Here is a 17,384-nt window from a genome sequence, read left to right as displayed (position 1 = left end):
TTAATTCCGACCTTCTGTTTCGGCCATAATTTCCTCTAGCGCGTCCTGGTGCGCTTCAATAATCCGGTCGATCAGTTCGTCGGTCAGGGCGGTAGACAGGAACAGACTTTCGAATTGCGAGGGGGCTAGGTAAACGCCGCGCGAGAGCATAGCGTGGAAATAACGTCCGAAGGCCATCAGGTCCGACTGGCGGGCCGTTTCGAAATCGTATACCGGCTGATCGGTGAAGAACAGCGTATACATCGACCCGATCTGGTTGATGGTGTAGCGGAGGCCCAGTTTATCAAGTCCCTGGCGCAGGCCATCCGTCAGAGTTTTGCCCACGGTTTCCAGGCGGGTGTAGACCTCCGGATGTTCGTGCAGATAGGTCAGCATGGTCAGTCCTGCCGCCATGGCCACCGGATTGCCCGACAGCGTGCCTGCCTGGTAGACAGGTCCGGCCGGGGCTACAAAATCCATGATCTCTTTTTTACCGCCATAAGCCCCTACAGGCATGCCGCCACCGATGATTTTGCCCAGGGTAGTCAGATCGGGCGTTACGCCCAGCACCGTTTGCGCCCCCCCCGGCGCCAGCCGGAAGCCCGTCATCACTTCGTCGAAAATAAGGACAATGCCGTGCGCATCGCACACGCGGCGCAGGCCCGTCAGAAACTCCGACGACGGCACGATGCACCCCATGTTGCCCGCCACCGGTTCGATGATGATGGCCGCAATTTGGTCAGGATTGGCCGCAACCAGTTCTTCGACCGCGGCCAAGTCGTTGTAGGGTGCCGTCAGCGTATCCTGGGCCACGCCTTTGGTCACACCGGGACTATCGGGAGTGCCGAACGTAACCGCTCCACTGCCCGCCGCAATCAGGAATGAGTCGCCGTGGCCGTGGTAACAGCCGGCGAATTTGATGATCTTGTCGCGCCCCGTGTAGCCCCGCGCCACCCGCACGGCCGACATGGTAGCTTCGGTGCCTGAGTTTACCATCCGCACTTTTTCTACCGACGGCACCATTTGGGTAATCAGCTCGGCCATCTCGATTTCGCGGCGGGTAGGTGCTCCAAACGACAGCGAGTCGGTGGCGGCGTGTTGCACCGCTTCCACGATCAGCGGATGCGCATGCCCCAGAATCATCGGTCCCCACGAGTTGATCAGCTCGATGTACTGATTCCCGTCCACGTCGTACACATACGGTCCCTCGGCCGATTTAAGAAAAACCGGGGTCCCTCCTACGGCTTTGAAAGCGCGTACGGGCGAATTTACCCCGCCGGGAATGGTGTGTCCGGCACGTTCGAAAAGTGATTGGCTGGTTGTGTACTGCATGGTATTCTGGTTTGGTCCGGCCACAGGCACAGCGGCCGATTACCGTTTCTGAAATTCAAAAGCTGCCGAGGTAGGCGCGTTGACGATTTTGAGCGTCCCGTCCTCGATCTTCACGACGGCGACGAATCGGTTGTCATTCCCTTGGGAATAGTCGAAGCCGGTCAGCGTGATGCCGGGCCAATACCCCTCCTGGTGAATGCCCTCGGCCAGACCGGTGCCGTACTTCTTCAACATTTCGCCGAAGAACATCATCTGGTCGTATCCCTGGTAGGCATATACCGAAGGAATGAGCCGCGCCCGACTCATGTACCGACGTTGGAAATCCTGTACGGCTTTTTTGTCGCTGTCGGCAAAGTTGTCCATGAAGAAAAAGATGTTCTGGCGCTCCCACTGCGGCAGCGACACCACAGTGGCATCGCGCAGCCAGCTTCCGGGTGCGACAGTCGGCAGTCTGAAGCCTAAGAGTTCGAGCGAAGTGATGAAATTCTGCGCCATGAAAGCATCTTCGCTGCTGACCAGCACGTGCGAAACACCCGCCTTCTGTAAGCGCTCTACCACATCTTTCACGGCACTGTTCAGCCGACCGTCGATCTTCTCAAGCACGACCACCTGTCCCCCCAAGGCTTCGACAGCCTGCTGATACGCGCTGGCCAGGGCGGTATCGCGGCGGTCTGTACCACTCAGAATCCCTACTTTTTTTCCCTTGAACTGACCCAATGCAAACGTGGCAATGGCCTGTGCGCGGCTTTCCAGCGTCGCTTCGGCCAGAAACGAATACGGATTGCCTTCGATGATTTCCGCGTTTTCGGAAAGTGGATTGACCATCGGAATGCGGTACTGCTGTGCGAAAGGCGTCAGCACCAGCGATCCGTTGGTGTACACCGGCCCCACCATCAGGTCCATGCTGCGCAATTCCGGCCATTGGGCCATAGCTTTCACATTCTCGGGACTCTTTTCCGTGTCGTACACAAAAAGCTCGACCAGCGGCTCGCCGTCTTCGTTTTTCAATTGTTCCTGCGCCAGTTGAACGCCCTGATAAAAGTCGAGCACAAACTGATTCTGGCGATTGATGTCGTCCGGATTAATTGCCTTCACTTCAAATGGCAACAGCAACGCTACCCGGTAACGTGCTTTCTGTTCGGGCGCTTTACCCAGGGCATTCAGGCGTTCGGCGGGTAACTGTCCCCTGATTTTTTCGAGTGTCTGCTGGTTTTCAGGTGTCCGGGGCGCAAACTGCAACTGATGCGCATACGCCACCGCTACCGAGGTGTTGGCAGGATATTTTTGATAGAGCGTGCGCAGAGTGTCCAGCCCGTGAATCTGCTGCAGGTAATGATCGGCGGCCGTCGTTGCGAGTGTCTGCAACTCCCGACTCTTGATTTTCTGCAGATAATCTACGGCAACCTCGGGCTTATGCCGCTCGAATGCCGCCAGGGTCATCAGGTAATAAGCCTCTTGTTTGTCGGACCAATCCGGGAACGACTCGACCAGTTTTAATAAGGTCAGATTGGCTTTTTCGTAGTGCCCCTGCCGGAACTCGGCCAGCGCGTAGTAATAATGGGAATAGGCAGCAAACTGGCTCTGGCGGTCGGGAACGGCCAGCTTTTCGAAGACGTTGGCCGCCTCGGCAAACTGCTCTTTTTTCAGCAGCTCTTTCCCATACAAATAGTTGGTTTCGTCGTTACGAGACTGCGCGTGCACCGCAACCGACAGTATCAGAAGAAGGAAAAACCCTCCGCAATATCTTTTCAGCATGATGGGATTGTTTACGCAAATATAGCGTGATGAGATGAGTCACCCGCCGAAAACCTGTCTGCGTCAGGAAACTATCTGACGGCAAACGTCAGATTTCTCCGGTCTGGAGATTGTCCGGCACAGCCGCCCGGCGCAACCGATCGTTCATGGCCCGCCCCAACCCTGTCTCCGGCATCCATTCCGCCACGATGACGTCCAGCGGCAGGCTGTCCAGGTGACGCATGGCCGCAAAAAGACGCCCCGCAGCCTCGGGCAGATGCCCGGTAGGTGAAAGTTGCACTTGCCACGCCGCGTTCACCGAAGGATAGGTCGTTTGTAAGGACAATACCCCAACGTTTTGGTGCGGAAACTTCTCCAGTAAGGCGTCGATCTCGCCCACGTGAAATGGGATGCGCGGTGCGTAATGGCTTTTCAGCATGCCGGGGGCTTGCGGATTGGACGTAGAGTGCGCGCGGCGCTCAACCGGTTCGCCGATCACCGCTTCCAGCTGTTCCAGTGCAATTCCCCCCAACCGGTAGACCAAAGGACGCCCCTCCGGAAATCCGACGATGGTCGACTCCAGCCCCACCTGACAGGGGCCACCGTCCAGAATATAAGGAACTTGTTCACCCAACTGCTGTGCGACGTGCTGCGCCGTCGTCGGTGAGATGTACCCGAACGGATTGGCGCTGGGGGCGGCCAGCGGAAAATCGAGTGTTGCCAGAAGTTGTTGGGTGAGCGGATGGGCCGGAAGCCGTATGCCGACCTGCGGCAATCCCGCCGTGACCAGATCGGGAATAAGCGGGCGACGGTCGAGCAGCAGCGTCAACGGACCGGGCCAAAAGTGCTCCGCCAGCCGGAGAGCCAGCGGCGGAAGCTGCGTGACGTACGTCTCCAATTGCGCCAGCGCACCAATGTGCACGATCAGCGGATCGAACGATGGCCGTTTTTTGGCTTCGAAAATGCGACTCACCGCCTGCACATCCAGCGCATTGGCCGCCAACCCATATACCGTTTCGGTCGGAATAGCGACTAATTGTCCCTGTCGAAGAAGCGCTGCTGCCTGAGATACGTCCGTGCCGATCATGGATGGTCGGCCCCGCACGCCTCGCGTACTTCCGGGTCGACTTTGTCGTACCCCAACTGCACCGACCGGCGCACGTCGTCGCACCCGGATTCCTCGTTCATGGCCAGCCGCGCCAACCCCCGGGCATACAGCGCATCCGGATAATTGGGATTGGCCGACAAGGTACTGTCGAAATCTTCTTTCGCCGAGGCAAAATCTTCGGTCAGGTAATAGAGTTTTCCCCGGTTGTAGTGGGCAATGTTGTTGCGCGGTGCCAACGACAACGAGTGTGTGAAGTCGGCAATGGCTTTCGGATAGTCGCCGTTGAGGTGGTGGGCCACGCCCCGGTTGTTCCAGATCTCGTGAATGGTGCTATCGCGTTGCAGCGCAGCATCAAAACTCTGGATGGCGAGCGGATACCGCTGCTGCGCAATGTAGGCGCGTCCCCGGTTATAATAAGGCTTGTAATTTTCCGGATCGAGCCGGATGGCCTGGCTATAGTCGGCCTGGGCCTGCTCGTACTGCCCGGTTTCGAAATAGGAGACACCACGGGCATTGTAATAATCGGCGCGGCTGCTGTCGGTTTCAATCGCCTGCGTAAACGAGGCAATAGCAGCCGCGGTCTGACCAGCCTCCAACTGCTGCCGCCCCTGCGTAAACGCTTCTTCGGCCGCTTCGGTGTCTACCTGCTGGCAGCCCAATGTGGTAAGCAAGAGGAACAAGAGCGGCCAAGAGCCGCATCGAAAATGAGACATAAAGGGGAGATACATGCTACGCAAAAGTAACAGATGCGGGGGAGTTATTCAGCAGGAGGCTACAACACAAAAGCCCGACCATTCGGACGGGCTTTTGTGCTCTGTGCTCAACAATTAACTACTTAAACGACTTATTAGGGGTAACGCATCGCCAAAAGATAGGTTACAAATTTTTTAAAAAAAGTTTACTTAACCGGTAAACCTTCTGATTTCCAAGCGGTTATTCCGCCATCTAACTCGTAAAGGTGCTTGAATCCCATCTCTTTCATCTGCTCGAGGGCCTTGTGGCTGCGTACGCCGGAACGGCAGTACATGTAGTACGTACGCTGCGGATCGAGCGCACGCACCTGCTCTTCAAATTCGTCGCTTTTGTAATCGACAAGTTTTGCGCCCTCCAGATGTCCTTCTTCGTATTCTTCCGGGGTTCGCACATCCAGCAACACGGCCTGTTCGTCGGCGATCTGACGCGCAAACTCTTTGGGCGATAGGGTATTGTCTTCTTCCTGATAGTCGGGCAGCACGGCTACGCCTTCGTTCGAATCCGTGCGAATGGGCAAGGGAGTGGTTTGTGCCTGCAGTACAGCGGGAATGCTCAGCATGCCGATCAGCAGGCACAACAGACTTATACGTGTTTTCATTTTTTCCTTCTTCATGTACATCGTTTCAACGCAAAACTAGTGCCACAAGGTTGTTCCTTCTGCCTGATTTCTAAGGAACTGTTCGCATTTCTGGCCCCCGCTCCGTTCGCTGCGCTTTTGCTTCCAGGTTGTGTCCGCAGCCGCTGGTTTGCTCGGGCACCAACGTGCTTTGTTTCCCTTGTGGTAACCCCCTGTTTACGATGACGTTTATGGATACAAAACTAGGACTTATCGTAAATCGCTATATGAAAACGAAAGAGAAGGAGAAAATCGCCAAGAGCGACCTTGAGTGGCGAGCGCAACTCACTCCTATCCAATACGAAATAACGCGACGCAAAGGCACCGAACGGCCCTTTACCGGGGCTTTCAATGGACATAAACAGGAGGGGACTTACAAGTGCGTGTGTTGCGGAGAGCCGCTTTTTTCGTCTGAAACCAAATTCGATTCCGGCTCAGGGTGGCCCAGTTTCTACCGGCCGCTTCCCTCCAGTGTGCGCGAGGCCGTTGACAAAAGCTTCGGCATGATCCGTACGGAAGTTTCGTGCCGCCAATGTGAGGCGCATCTGGGCCATGTGTTTAACGACGGCCCCCGCCCCACGGGGTTGCGCTACTGCATTAATTCGGCCGCGTTGGAGTTTGATCCCTCCTGAACTGCTGCACTTGCTGAAAAAAGCCTTTTTGCCCCCCGGCAGAAAGGCTTTTTTATTTTGCCCCCTAGCGACGTGGTGCTTACAAATGCGCCAAAAGCTCACTACCTTGACGTGCAGTGCATGCCAGTTCCCTCAACTTTTTCAGCTCCTATGAAGGCGATCTCCCTCCTTGTGGCGTTACTTCCGCTGGTATTCAATCTCGGATGTGCGCGTCCTGCCTACTACGTTTTTCCGAACGCCAGCACCGGTGCCTTGCACGGCGCTTCGGCGGGCGAAGTTCCGTCGCCTGGCTTAGTCGAGACCAGCGTCTCCCCGCTTCCGCCACGGCCGCTTCTTTCACCGAAAATGGATGTACAGGCATTGGCGGTACTGGGGCATGGTCTCCTCCCTCCACCGACGATACGGCTGCCCGCGCGTACATGGGCAACCGCCGGGCAAACCACTTCTGGTGCTGAGGGCATCCATCCGCGTCCTCGTCTACGAGAGGCGTTTCAAGTTCGTACGCCCCTGAAGGCACTGAACACATTGCCCGGCAATTCGGCACGCGGACGCAAGATCAATCCCTGGTCCTTTCTCGCGTTGGCCGGTGGCATTGCGGGGGTGGCCCTGCTGTTCACCTCCAGCACGGCGCTTGTCGGGACCGGCCTGGTGCTGCTTCTCGCCAGCTTCGCCAGCGGAATTGTAGGCTGGATACAGACCGGACGCAACCCGGAACTTTACTCCGCCACAGGTCTGGCCATTGCGGGCACGTTGCTGGGCGCCTTCGGCATGGCGCTCGTAGTAGCCGCCCTATTGCGGCACAACACCGGCGACGCTCCCGCCCCCTGAGGACACTTCGCTACACCAGTTCGCGCAGATCGACCGGAATAACGGTAGAAACGCCCTGTTCGACCATTGTGATGCCGTAGATCACGTCCACGCTGCTCATGGTGCGTTTGTTGTGCGTAACGATGATGAACTGCGAATCGGACGAAAACTCACGGATGATGTTGTTGAACTTGTCGATGTTGGTATCGTCCAGCGGCGCATCCACCTCATCGAAAATACAGAACGGTGCGGGTTTGATCAGGTAGATGGCGAAGAGCAGCGAAATGGCCGTCAGGGTTTTCTCCCCACCCGACAACTGGTTGATCGTCAGCGGGCGTTTGCCTTTGGGCCGTGCCATGATTTCGATTTTGGATTCGAGCGGATCGGACGGATTGACCAGCGTCAGGTCACACGTATCTTCTTCGGTGAAGAGCGTGCGGAACACCTTCTGAAAGTTGAGCCGAATCTGCTCGTAGGTCGAGAGGAAGTTCTCTTTCGCCACCAGGTCGATCTCGCGGATGGTGTCCACCAGCGACTGACGCGCCGATTCCAGGTCGCGCTTCTGGGACTCGATAAAGTCGTAGCGCTCGCGGATTTCCTCGTAGGCTTCCATCGCCATCGAGTTGATCGGCCCCAGTTTTTCGATCTGATCGCGCAGCGACTGTACACTTTTTTTCAGCCCTTCTTCCGATACCCCGACGTATTGTTCGGGCATGTCGAGCTTGGCCAGATCGCTCAGGTTGAACTCGATCGACAAACGCTCGCGCACCGTGGCCAGGTCCATTTGGGTATCGCTGAGCTTGCGTTGCAATTCCTGCAACAGCGCGTCGTTGGCCTCGCCCTTCCGGCGCAGGTCCCGCAGGTCACGCTCCAGGGCATCGCTTTGTCCGCGCACCGCGAAGAATTCCTGTTCCGCCTCGTTGACGCCCTCCTGCACGGCCGTCTGTTCCTCGTACAGTGCTTTCAGGCCATCGTCGTCATTACCCCGCGCTTCCAGCAGGTTTTTCAGTTCCTGCTCCGTTTCGACCAACGTGCGCTGGTTGTCCTGAATGCGCTGTTCGTTGACTTCGTACGAATCTTCCTTAAACTCAATTTCCTGGCGGAGGCTGTCTTGCCGCAGGGTCTGCTGGTGAAACGCCAGATTGGCCTGATTGAAGACCTCACCCCGCTCTGCCACCAGCGCCTGCTCCTCTTCCAGTACGTGCTGCTGGTCTTGCACCTGCGCCTCTAGCGTCGCGAGTTGTGCCTTGCGCTGGTCCACGTCCGGCGTCAGGTCGGCGATGTCGTCCTGAAGTTGCACCTGCCGTTCCTGAAGTTCCTGGCGACGCAGAGCTTGGTCGTCGGCGAGGCCCGCCAATTGCTCGAAGCGCGCACGCTGGGCCGCCAACTGCTGCTGACGGCTGTTGATCTGCTGCTCGATTTCCTGAATTTCGGCCTGCCGGGAAGCGGTGCGTAGGGTCTGCCGCCGGGCTTCCAGAGTAGCTTTTTCAGCTTCGAGAGTTTCCTGTTCAGCTTCCAGTTGGGTGATTTCTTCCTGCAGGGTCGTGAGGCGCTGGGCCTGCCCCAACCGCGTGCCGGCAAACGCTCCGACCGAGCCCCCCGACAGGCTGTAGGCCCTTAACAGAAACTTGCCGTCGGTCGAGACGCACGTTTGCCCCGGTGGCACGTCCGACGCCGCAAACCCGGGCGTTACGAAGTAGACACGGTCCAACATGAAGTGGACCAGCTCGGCATAGCGCTCGTCATACTGTACCACCGAAAGGGCCGGAACGGCATCGGCCAGCGCCGGCACGGGCCGCGACGCGTATCCCTGAAAACGGTCCAGTACAAAGAAGCTGGCTTTGCCGCGCTTGGCCTGGTCCAGCAACGCGATGGCAGCTTGCGCCTGCGAGTCGTGCTGCACTACGTAGTAGTTCATCCAGGGCTCCAGAAAATGCTCCAATGCCGTGCGGTACTCGTCCGGGCAAGAGATGATTTCGGGCAGCAGCGGCGTTCGTGTGGCGGTGGCCGATCCATTCTGCTGCCACGACTCCTCCTTGCGCAGAAAGCGCGTTGCTTCCGGGTATCCTTCCAGGTTTTCGACCAGAGCCCGCGTCAGTTTGTATTCGTTGCGCAACGCGTCATGTGTCCGGTGCAGACGCGCCAGTGCATCGCGGTGCTGTTCCCACTGCTGCTCGGTACGTTGCAGTTCCTCGCGGCGGGCGTTTTCGGCTTCCTGCAACTGCCAGCGGGTTTCCTGCTGACCCGCCAGTTGTTCGGCTAGGTCGCTGATGTCGGCTTCCAGTTCTACTAGCCGGTCGCGATGCCGGTCGGTTTCGCGGGTGCTGTTCTCCAGCTCCTGCCGGATGGTGGTCAGTTGTTGGGCGTCCAGTTCCAGACGTTTGGTCAACTGAAAATACGCGTCCTGCGCCTGTCGTAATTGCGTGGTCAGGCGGTTGGTTTCCTGCTGCTGGGCGGTAAGTTGAGCTTTTTGGGCTTCCCAGGCGGCACGGGCCTGGGTCATCTCTTCCTGATGGCGCAAGGTGGTCGCTTCGGTCTCCGCTAACGCTTCGCGCAACTGTTTCAGCCCCGACGCAACAGCTCGGTTCTGCTGCTGGTCCTGGTCGATCTGGCGGCGCAGGCTCTCGGCTTTGTCGCGCAACAACTGGTGACGCTCGTGGCGTACTTTCTGCTCGCTCTCGCGCTGGCGAATGGCTTCCTGCTTTTGTGACAGCACTTTCCGTCGGCTGGCCAGCAAATGTTCGACTTCGGCCATCTTGCGCCGCAACCCTTCGAGCACCTCCTCCGATTCGGCCACTTTGCCGCGCACTTCGGTACGTTCGGTGGTCAGGCCCTGAATCTGCTGTTCGAGGCGCTGCTGCACCGACTGCCGGCTCTGCACCGTGACGAACGCCAGCGCCATCCCCGCCGATTTGTACATGTCGCGCATCTCAAAATACTTTTTGGCCTGCCGGGCCTGCCGCTCCAGCTGCTTCATGTTTTTGTGGATCTCGTGCAGCACATCCTGCACCCGCGACAGGTCCTGATCGACTCCCTCCAGTTTACGGAGGGTTTCACGTTTGCGGAGTTTGAATTTGGAGATGCCCGAGGCCTCTTCGAACAGGGTACGGCGGGCGTTTTCGCGGTCGTTCAGAATGTCGTCGACCATGCGCAGTTCTATGATCGCGTAGCTGTCCGACCCGATACCCGAATCCATAAACAGGTTGGTGATGTCCTTGAGGCGACACACCACGCCGTTCAGCAGGTATTCGCTGTCGCCGGAGCGGTAGTAGCGCCGGGCAATGGTCACCTCCGAATACTCCGTCGGCAAAATGCCCTTGTCGTTCAGGAACGTGAGCGACACTTCGGCCATTTGCAGCGGCTTGCGCTTTTTGGTGCCGTTGAAGATCACGCTCTCCATTTTGTCGGACCGCAGGGCGCGCGTTTTCTGTTCGCCAAGTACCCAGCGGATGGCATCGACGATGTTGGATTTTCCGCTTCCGTTGGGGCCCACCACGCCGGTAATGCCCTGATCGAAGTGAAGCACGACCCGATCGCCGAAGCTCTTAAATCCCTTTATTTCTAATTTACTAAGCTGCATATATCACCGGCCAAACTTTGAAAATTTGGCGTATCTTTAGCAAGTTCAAATCACGAAATTAAGGGCCTTCCGGCAATTCTCAACCGTTTTTAGCGTAAAAAAGGAGATGGACGCTTCGGATATTCTTGTGTATGTATTGGGGGCGCTGATCTACCTAGTGGCCACGTTTGTGAAAATGCGCCGCAAAGCCGCCACGCGCCAGCAGCAGGACGAGTCAACGCATCTGCCGCAAAGCCCGCTGGAGTCGCTGTTTGGCGAAGAAGAAGACGAAGAAGAGATCCGCCCCCGCAGAATCGAAACCCGCGAAACGTGGGAGGAGGCCGAAAAAGCCGCCGAGAAGGCGCAGCAGAGCGTTGCCCGCAAAGCACAGCAGGTGCGCGAACGTACCGAGCGACGCTTTCAACAGGCCGAACGCGAACTGGAAACACAGATCCGCCGCGCGAAGGCGCGCACCGCCCAGTTGCAACGGGAACAGGAAGAGGACGAAGAAGAAGCAAAAGCCGAACAATTGCTCCGCGAACGCGAGCGTGCCCAGGCAGAAACGCAACGACGGGGCATCCAGACCCACCGCAGCACCGACCCGGCCGACGCCTCGTTTCTCCCCTACCAGAAACGCACCACGCTCAAACCCCTGCCGACGCGCTACCAGGCGCTGTTGCGCAACCGCCAGTCCGCTCGCGATGCTTTTGTGCTGAGCGAAATCCTGCAACGCAAATTCTGACGCGTTCCTGCCGACTTGATTTTTAAGGATGCTGCTGCCGAATGCGATCGCACAAAATGGCGGTAGCTACGGCCACGTTCAGCGACTCGGCCGCACCAAACCGGGGGATCGTCACTTTTTGGGTGATGCGCGCCGAAAGCGCCGGTCGGATGCCATGCGCCTCGCTGCCCATCACCAGCACGCCCGCCTGTGGCAAACGGGCGGTATGCACCGATTCGCCTTCCAGATAAGCCCCCAGGACCGGCTGCGGACACTGGTCGAGATAGGATTCCAGCGCTGCATAATGCACCCGCACGCGTAGAAACGAACCCATACTTGCGCTGATGGTTTTGGGGTTGTACACGTCGACCGTATCGGGCGAGCAGATCAGATCGGCAAACCCGTACCAGTCGGCGATGCGGATCAGCGTGCCCAGATTCCCCGGATCGTTGACACCGTCCAGCGCCAGCACCCACTGCTGCAACGGAAAGGTCGGCGACGACGGCGCAGCGGGTATTTTGGCAATCGCCAGGGCTTGTTGTGCCGTTTTGAACGTTCCGGCTTTCTGCAATTCGGCGGGGCTGGCCTCGATCCACTCAATGCCCGAAGCACCCTGCGCGGAACGATGCGTCTGCAAAAATTCGGCGGTTCCTAACACATGCGAGGCTTGATACGTAGTAGAAGCAAGCAGTTCTGCAACGCTCTTTTCGCCCTCTACCAGAAAAGCTTCGTGTAGCTTACGGTGCTTTTTTTGCTGGAGTGCGTTGATGTATTTTAAAAAATTTTTGGAGAGCATATATCTTGAATACTTTACTCAAATCCTTTTTTACCTGCTTCCTTTTGCTGACGGCCGTTTTGCTGCAAAGCGGCTGTGCTACTTCGTATTATACCGACGACGAGCATTACCTGCTGACGGGCCAGAAGGTAAAGGGCAACAAGAAAACAGACGCCGCCGCCCTGGAGGCGCTCTACCGCCAAGAATCAACGTCCTCGTTTTACTTATTCTTCTACTACCTCGGCGATCGGTACTTCTACGATTCCTTGAAAGTGGTCCAGAAAATTGAGAAAACGGAGGCAAAGTACGACAAAAAACTAGAGGGGGTAAAACCCGGCAGCGACAAGGAATTACGCCTGGAACGGCTGCGCAACAAGAAGTTAGAGAAGCTGCGGACCGTGCAGGAAGAGGGCAACTGGTTGATGCGTGTGGTGGGCGAGCCGCCCGTTTTTTTCGACTCGACGCTGGCCTCCGAGACCACCACGCAAATGAAGGCCTACATCTACAACCAGGGCTTTTTCGACAACAACGTTACCTGGGATGCCGACTCCAACACGCGGAAGCATACCCTGAAAGTTACGTACCGGGTAGAGGAGAACGATCCGCACTACATCCGGGACCTGAATTACATCACCGACGACAGCAGCATCGCCAACATCATTGCTGCCAACCAGTCGTCGGCACTGGTGCAGACGGGCGATCGGTACCAGGAAGCCAGCCTCGCGGCCGAACGCGACCGCCTCGACAAACTGCTGCGCAACCGCGGCTATTACGGCTTCAGCAAGAACTTTATCTTCTACGATGTGTACTACAACCTCACCGATTCTACCGGACGGAAAATGGTGGACATCAATCTGAAGATCAACAATCCCCCCAACGGGAAGCACCGCGTTTACACGTACGACAACGTTGTGGTGGATTTGCAGGCCAACGAAAACCAGTACCAGCGCGATACGCTCACGCTCAACGGGGTACATTATACCGCACCCTCCATCGATTTTCCGGCCGGGGTGCTGGATCGCAAACTTCAGTTCAAGCCGGGCGATATCTACCAACTCGATGCGGTGGTCAACACGCAGGGGCAGTTGGGAAGTATGGACATGTTCAAGTTCGTAAACATGAACTTCGATACGTCGGGAACTACACTCGTAGCGCGCATCGCGACCAGCCCGCTGCCCAAATATCAGGTGACCGACGAAGTGGGGCTCCTGGTGAGCCAGGGTTCAGGCGCACCCGGTCCGTTTGCCAACCTGACCTTCAAGGTGCGCAACTGGTTTAAGAGTTACGAGACGTTCGAGTTGAGCGGTCGGTATTCGATCGAAGGGCAGACCAGTTCGTTTTTCAGAGAAGATTCGGTTTACCGCGCCCGTGAGGTAGGCGTCAACGCTTCGTTGGTGTTTCCGACGCTGATTTTTCCGACGCGTCTGCGGTACACGCTGGCGAAGTACAACCCGAAAACGCGTTTCCTGATTGGCTACACGGACATCAAACGGCCGGAATATGCGCGTCAGTTGTTCCGCGGAAACCTGAGTTACATTATGCAACTGGGCAACAACCAGGCGCTTACCATCAGTCCCATCGACCTGAACGTGGTGCGGACGCGGCAACTGGCCGAATCGTTCGAGCAGTACCTTATCAACTTACAAAGAGACCAAGGTAACCCGCTGATCAACAGTTTCATCCCGTACAATTCCATCGTTTCCAGTTTGTCGGCATCTTGGACGTACAACACCAGCGAAATCGGGACCGCTACCAAAGAGTCGTTCTACTTGCGGGTGAACACCGAACTCGGGGGCCTAACGCCCGGTTTGCTCGACCGCACGTCCAGTGCGGAGGCCGATGGCACGCTGTTGGGCGATGCCAGCTATTTTCAATTTCATCGTACGGACATCGACGGGCGCTACTACCTGCCGCTGAACAAGCCCACCACGCTGGCGGGGCGCTTGCACGTGGGCATTGCCAACCCCTGGGGGCGCTTTTCGCAGACCCTGCCTTACGAGAAATTCTTCTTTGTGGGTGGCGGCAACAGCGTGCGAGCGTGGCAGCCCCGGCGGTTAGGTCCCGGCTCGTTTGTCGAACGCGACGCGAACGGCAACCCCACCTATCTCTACGAACAACCCGGCGAGATTTTGCTGGAAGGTAGCCTGGAACTGCGTCGCGAGCTCTTTTCAGTGGTGGAAGGCGCCATCTTTGCCGACTTCGGGAACGTGTGGAACAACAACTTCGCGCGTGTCACTGACAGTGAAGACCAAGATCCCGAATACATTGCGGCGCGTCAGGAAGCGGCCCAATTCAGCTTCAGCAAGTTTTACAACGAAATTGCGGTCGGGGTGGGTGCCGGGCTACGGCTCGATTTTTCGTTCCTGATCGTCCGATTCGACTACGGTATCAAAACCTTCGATCCGGCCCGTCCCCTGGGGCAGCGTTTTGTACTCGATGAGTTCCAGTTCCGTCGCGATCAGGGCTCCCTCCAAATCGGGATCGGGTACCCCTTCTAATCCTGAATGGCTTTTACACAAAAGGCCCTGCGAAGCGAGCTTCGCAGGGCCTTTTGTATTTCGATGAGGTGGGCTTACGACTTGCCCAGCAGCTCTTCTAACTTTTTGCGCAACGAAGGACCGCGCAGGTTTTTGGCGATGACCTTTCCGGCCGGATCGACCAGAAAAGTAGCCGGAATGGCCCGCACGTTATACTTCTCCGCCGCAGCCGATTGCCAGCCCTGCAAGTCGGAAATGTGTTTCCAGATCAGTCCGTCCTGTTCGATGGCCTTCACCCAACGATCTTTGTTTTCGTCGAGCGATACGCCCAGGATCTCAAAGTTCTTGTTCTGGTATTCGTTGTACAGGCGCACCACGTTGGGGTTCTCCTGACGGCAGGGCTTGCACCACGAGGCCCAGAAGTCGATCAATACGTACTTGCCGCGCAGCGACGACAAACTGATCGATCCCCCTTCGGGTGTATCGAACGTCAGGTCGGGAGCATCGTCACCGATTTGTACCGATGCCGCGCGGGCCTGGCGTAGCTGATCGACCGATTCGGTCAGTTGCTTGGTGTAGGTCGAGTTGGGACGTTCTTTCTGAAACTGCTGCGCCAGCGTTTCGAAGCGTTTGAAATCTTCTTCGCTTTCTTCCGGATTCAGCACGTTCAACGCCAACAACGACGCCAGCGAAGCACCCATGGTGTCGAGACGGGCTTTCATTTCGGTAGCGGCTTCGCCCTGAAGTTTTTCGTAATCGGCCATAACAGCGGCCTGCTGCTCGGGCGACGAAGCCGACTGCATGCGCTGCTGCAATGCCTGCACTTTCGTTTCCAACCCACGCTGGAGGGTGGACATTTCCTGGAGGCGATCGTTTTCGCGCGAACCGGTGATGTTGAAATCACCCTGCGGATCGTCGCCAGCGGCGGTTATTTCCAGCCGCTCGCCGTTTTCCAGAATGACGGTGACGACCTGCTGGTCGTTGAAGCTCAGTACATGAAACGAAGGCTCATCCACCTTGCCGGTAAATTCAAAGTTTCCTTTGGTGTCGGCATGGGTAGAGTCGAGGGTCGTCAGCTGGTTATTTTCAATTTCCTGCAGTTTGATCCAGCCATCGGCCTGCGGGTGTTCTACTTTTCCCTGGATGTGATACCCCTCGTCTTTGGCGCGAGTGCTCGGTTTTTGGGCGCAGGCGGCATGCAATACCAGAAGGCTCGCAAATACAACTGATTTGTTCATGTAGGAGTGATGAGGTTACGGATGATGTTGGGTTGATGCGGCGGGTTGCAGGACGCGCCCCGCGCAAAACGATAACGTTGTTTTACTGCTCCTCGCAGTATTTGTTACTCGTTTAAACTCAAAGCTTTGGTTAATAGTTCGTTCGCTTTCTTGGGATCGGCCTTGCCGCGGGTGGCTTTCATCACTTCGCCCATAAACAGGCCAATCAGGCCTTTTTTGCCTTTGCGGTAGGCTTTCACCTTGTCGGGAAAGCGCTCCAACACCGTCGCGATGATCGGTTGCAGCGTATCGTCGTCGCCCTCCATCCAAAGATTTTTCTCTTCGGCCAACGTCCGAACGTCCCGTTGCGGGGCCTCGATCCAGGCCGGGAGGAGCTGCTGTGTGGCCGCAGCGTAGCTAACGTGGCTCTCGTCCACCAGCGTGATCAGTGCGGTTAGTTGGGACGGTTGCAACGGAAACTGGTCGATGGCCGAGCCAGTAGCGTTCAGGTACGACTGCACCGGCCCCATCAGCCAGTTGGAAACGCCCTTGTAGTTGGCCGTGTGCTGGCAGGCCTCTTCAAAGAAGAATGCCATTTCTTTGCTTTCGGTCAGAATTCCGGCGTCGTAGGCCGGCAAGCCGTACTGCTGCGTAAACTTCTGATACAGCTCCTGAGGCAGGGCGGGCATACTCGCTTTGATCTCGTTCAGCCAGGTTTCCGAGATCTGCAACGGGGCCAGGTCGGGCTCCGGAAAGTAGCGGTAATCGTTCATGGCTTCTTTCGTACGCATGCCAAGCGTAATGCCCGTGTTGGCATCAAACAGGCGGGTCTCCGAGAGAATTTTCTCGCCCTTTTCGAGCAACTGAATCTGCCGTTCGATCTCGTAATCGATGGCGCGCTGCACGTTCCGAAACGAGTTCATGTTTTTGATCTCCACTTTCTGCCCCAGCTTGGTTTCGCCGCGCAAACGCACCGATACGTTGGCGTCGCAACGAAACGAGCCTTCTTCCAGGTTGCCATCGCAAATGTCGAGGTAGCGCACCAGCCGCCGCACTTCTTGCAGATAGAGCACAGCTTCTTCGGCACTGCGCATTTCGGGGTCGGATACCACTTCGATCAACGGTACGCCCGCCCGGTTATAGTCCAACAGCGACTCAGGCTCGCCCTCCAGGTGAATCGACTTCCCGGCATCTTCTTCCATGTGGATGTGGTGCAGCCGCAGCGCCAGTTCTTCGCCGGACGGCTTGCGGATGACCACCTGGCCGCCCTGGCAAATCGGCGTTTTTTCCTGTGAGATCTGATACCCTTTGGGCAAGTCGGGATAGAAGTAGTTTTTCCGGGCAAACACCCCGTAGCGCGTAATTTCCGACCCACACGCCAGCCCCATGCGGATGGCATACTCGACCATTTTGCGGTTGGTACGCGGCAAGGCGCCGGGATGCGCCAGCGTAATCACACTGATGTGGGTATTGGGTTCGCCACCGGAGGCGTTCGGGTCGGCGGCAAAGGCCTTGCTGGCGGTGAGCAATTGGCAGTGGACTTCAAGCCCGATGACGGGTTCGTACTTCGAAAGCATACGCACAGGTAATAGGCTGATACTAAGTAAGCGGTGGCAGCAAAAGTCCAAAGTTAGCAGAATTAGTCGCTTGCTACTCCGGATTGTTCGCCGATCC

At 57.0% G+C, this 17,384-nt stretch carries 13 protein-coding genes; 4 read left to right on the top strand and 9 right to left on the bottom strand.

What is annotated here, in order from left to right:
- The 5 genes from hemL to BLR44_RS05675 all read right to left on the bottom strand — a co-directional run bounded on the left by hemL (position 1) and on the right by BLR44_RS05675 (position 5,504).
- Entirely contained in the window at positions 1–1,311 is a 1,311-nt protein-coding gene (gene hemL, locus BLR44_RS05695; RefSeq protein ID WP_089680771.1) for a glutamate-1-semialdehyde 2,1-aminomutase, read from the bottom strand.
- A gap of 39 nt (positions 1,312–1,350) precedes the next feature.
- Positions 1,351–3,066, bottom strand: a complete 1,716-nt coding sequence (locus tag BLR44_RS05690; protein WP_089680137.1) for an ABC transporter substrate-binding protein — start codon at positions 3,064–3,066, stop codon at positions 1,351–1,353.
- A gap of 88 nt (positions 3,067–3,154) precedes the next feature.
- Complete coding sequence (locus BLR44_RS05685; RefSeq protein WP_089680135.1) at positions 3,155–4,132, bottom strand: L-threonylcarbamoyladenylate synthase; 978 nt, start codon at positions 4,130–4,132, stop codon at positions 3,155–3,157.
- Positions 4,129–4,824, bottom strand: coding sequence for a tetratricopeptide repeat protein (locus BLR44_RS05680; RefSeq protein ID WP_176955907.1), 696 nt, complete (start codon positions 4,822–4,824; stop codon positions 4,129–4,131). The genes BLR44_RS05685 and BLR44_RS05680 overlap by 4 nt, the downstream gene beginning before the upstream one ends.
- Before the next feature lie 227 nt (positions 4,825–5,051).
- Positions 5,052–5,504 carry a rhodanese-like domain-containing protein gene (locus BLR44_RS05675; RefSeq protein WP_218127017.1) on the bottom strand — a complete coding sequence of 151 codons (453 nt, stop codon included), beginning with the start codon at positions 5,502–5,504 and terminating at the stop codon, positions 5,052–5,054.
- A 245-nt stretch (positions 5,505–5,749) separates the two neighbouring features.
- On the opposite strand from BLR44_RS05675, the gene msrB reads away from it, so the two are divergent.
- Together msrB and BLR44_RS28530 are read left to right on the top strand one after the other, a co-directional pair.
- Positions 5,750–6,154 (top strand): peptide-methionine (R)-S-oxide reductase MsrB, encoded by a 405-nt coding sequence (gene msrB / locus BLR44_RS05670; protein ID WP_089680767.1) that lies wholly within the window; start codon positions 5,750–5,752, stop codon positions 6,152–6,154.
- A gap of 150 nt (positions 6,155–6,304) precedes the next feature.
- Complete coding sequence (locus BLR44_RS28530; RefSeq protein ID WP_143017137.1) at positions 6,305–6,982, top strand: hypothetical protein; 678 nt, start codon at positions 6,305–6,307, stop codon at positions 6,980–6,982.
- A gap of 10 nt (positions 6,983–6,992) precedes the next feature.
- Here BLR44_RS28530 and smc read toward each other — a convergent pair whose 3' ends face one another.
- Entirely contained in the window at positions 6,993–10,541 is a 3,549-nt protein-coding gene (gene smc / locus BLR44_RS05660; protein WP_089680129.1) for a chromosome segregation protein SMC, read from the bottom strand.
- A gap of 106 nt (positions 10,542–10,647) precedes the next feature.
- Here smc and BLR44_RS05655 point away from each other — a divergent pair, with 106 nt between their 5' ends.
- Positions 10,648–11,262 carry a hypothetical protein gene (locus BLR44_RS05655; protein ID WP_089680127.1) on the top strand — a complete coding sequence of 205 codons (615 nt, stop codon included), beginning with the start codon at positions 10,648–10,650 and terminating at the stop codon, positions 11,260–11,262.
- Positions 11,263–11,284: 22 nt separating this feature from the next.
- Here BLR44_RS05655 and BLR44_RS05650 read toward each other — a convergent pair whose 3' ends face one another.
- Positions 11,285–12,037: an RNA methyltransferase gene (locus tag BLR44_RS05650; protein ID WP_089680125.1), complete on the bottom strand. Its 753-nt coding sequence runs from the start codon at positions 12,035–12,037 to the stop codon at positions 11,285–11,287.
- Positions 12,038–12,081: 44 nt separating this feature from the next.
- Between BLR44_RS05650 and BLR44_RS05645 the strand changes: the two genes are divergently transcribed.
- On the top strand, positions 12,082–14,514 hold the full coding sequence (locus BLR44_RS05645; protein WP_143017136.1) for a translocation and assembly module lipoprotein TamL: 2,433 nt from the start codon (positions 12,082–12,084) through the stop codon (positions 14,512–14,514).
- A 74-nt stretch (positions 14,515–14,588) separates the two neighbouring features.
- Here BLR44_RS05645 and BLR44_RS05640 read toward each other — a convergent pair whose 3' ends face one another.
- Positions 14,589–15,731 carry a TlpA disulfide reductase family protein gene (locus BLR44_RS05640; protein WP_089680121.1) on the bottom strand — a complete coding sequence of 381 codons (1,143 nt, stop codon included), beginning with the start codon at positions 15,729–15,731 and terminating at the stop codon, positions 14,589–14,591.
- Positions 15,732–15,835: 104 nt separating this feature from the next.
- Positions 15,836–17,287, bottom strand: a complete 1,452-nt coding sequence (gene gatB, locus BLR44_RS05635) for an Asp-tRNA(Asn)/Glu-tRNA(Gln) amidotransferase subunit GatB (protein WP_089680119.1) — start codon at positions 17,285–17,287, stop codon at positions 15,836–15,838.
- Positions 17,288–17,384 lie beyond the last annotated feature (97 nt).

This window comes from Catalinimonas alkaloidigena (genome assembly GCF_900100765.1).
GTDB lineage: Bacteria > Bacteroidota > Bacteroidia > Cytophagales > Flexibacteraceae > Mooreia > Mooreia alkaloidigena.
This window is presented reverse-complemented; position numbering and strand designations above follow the sequence as displayed.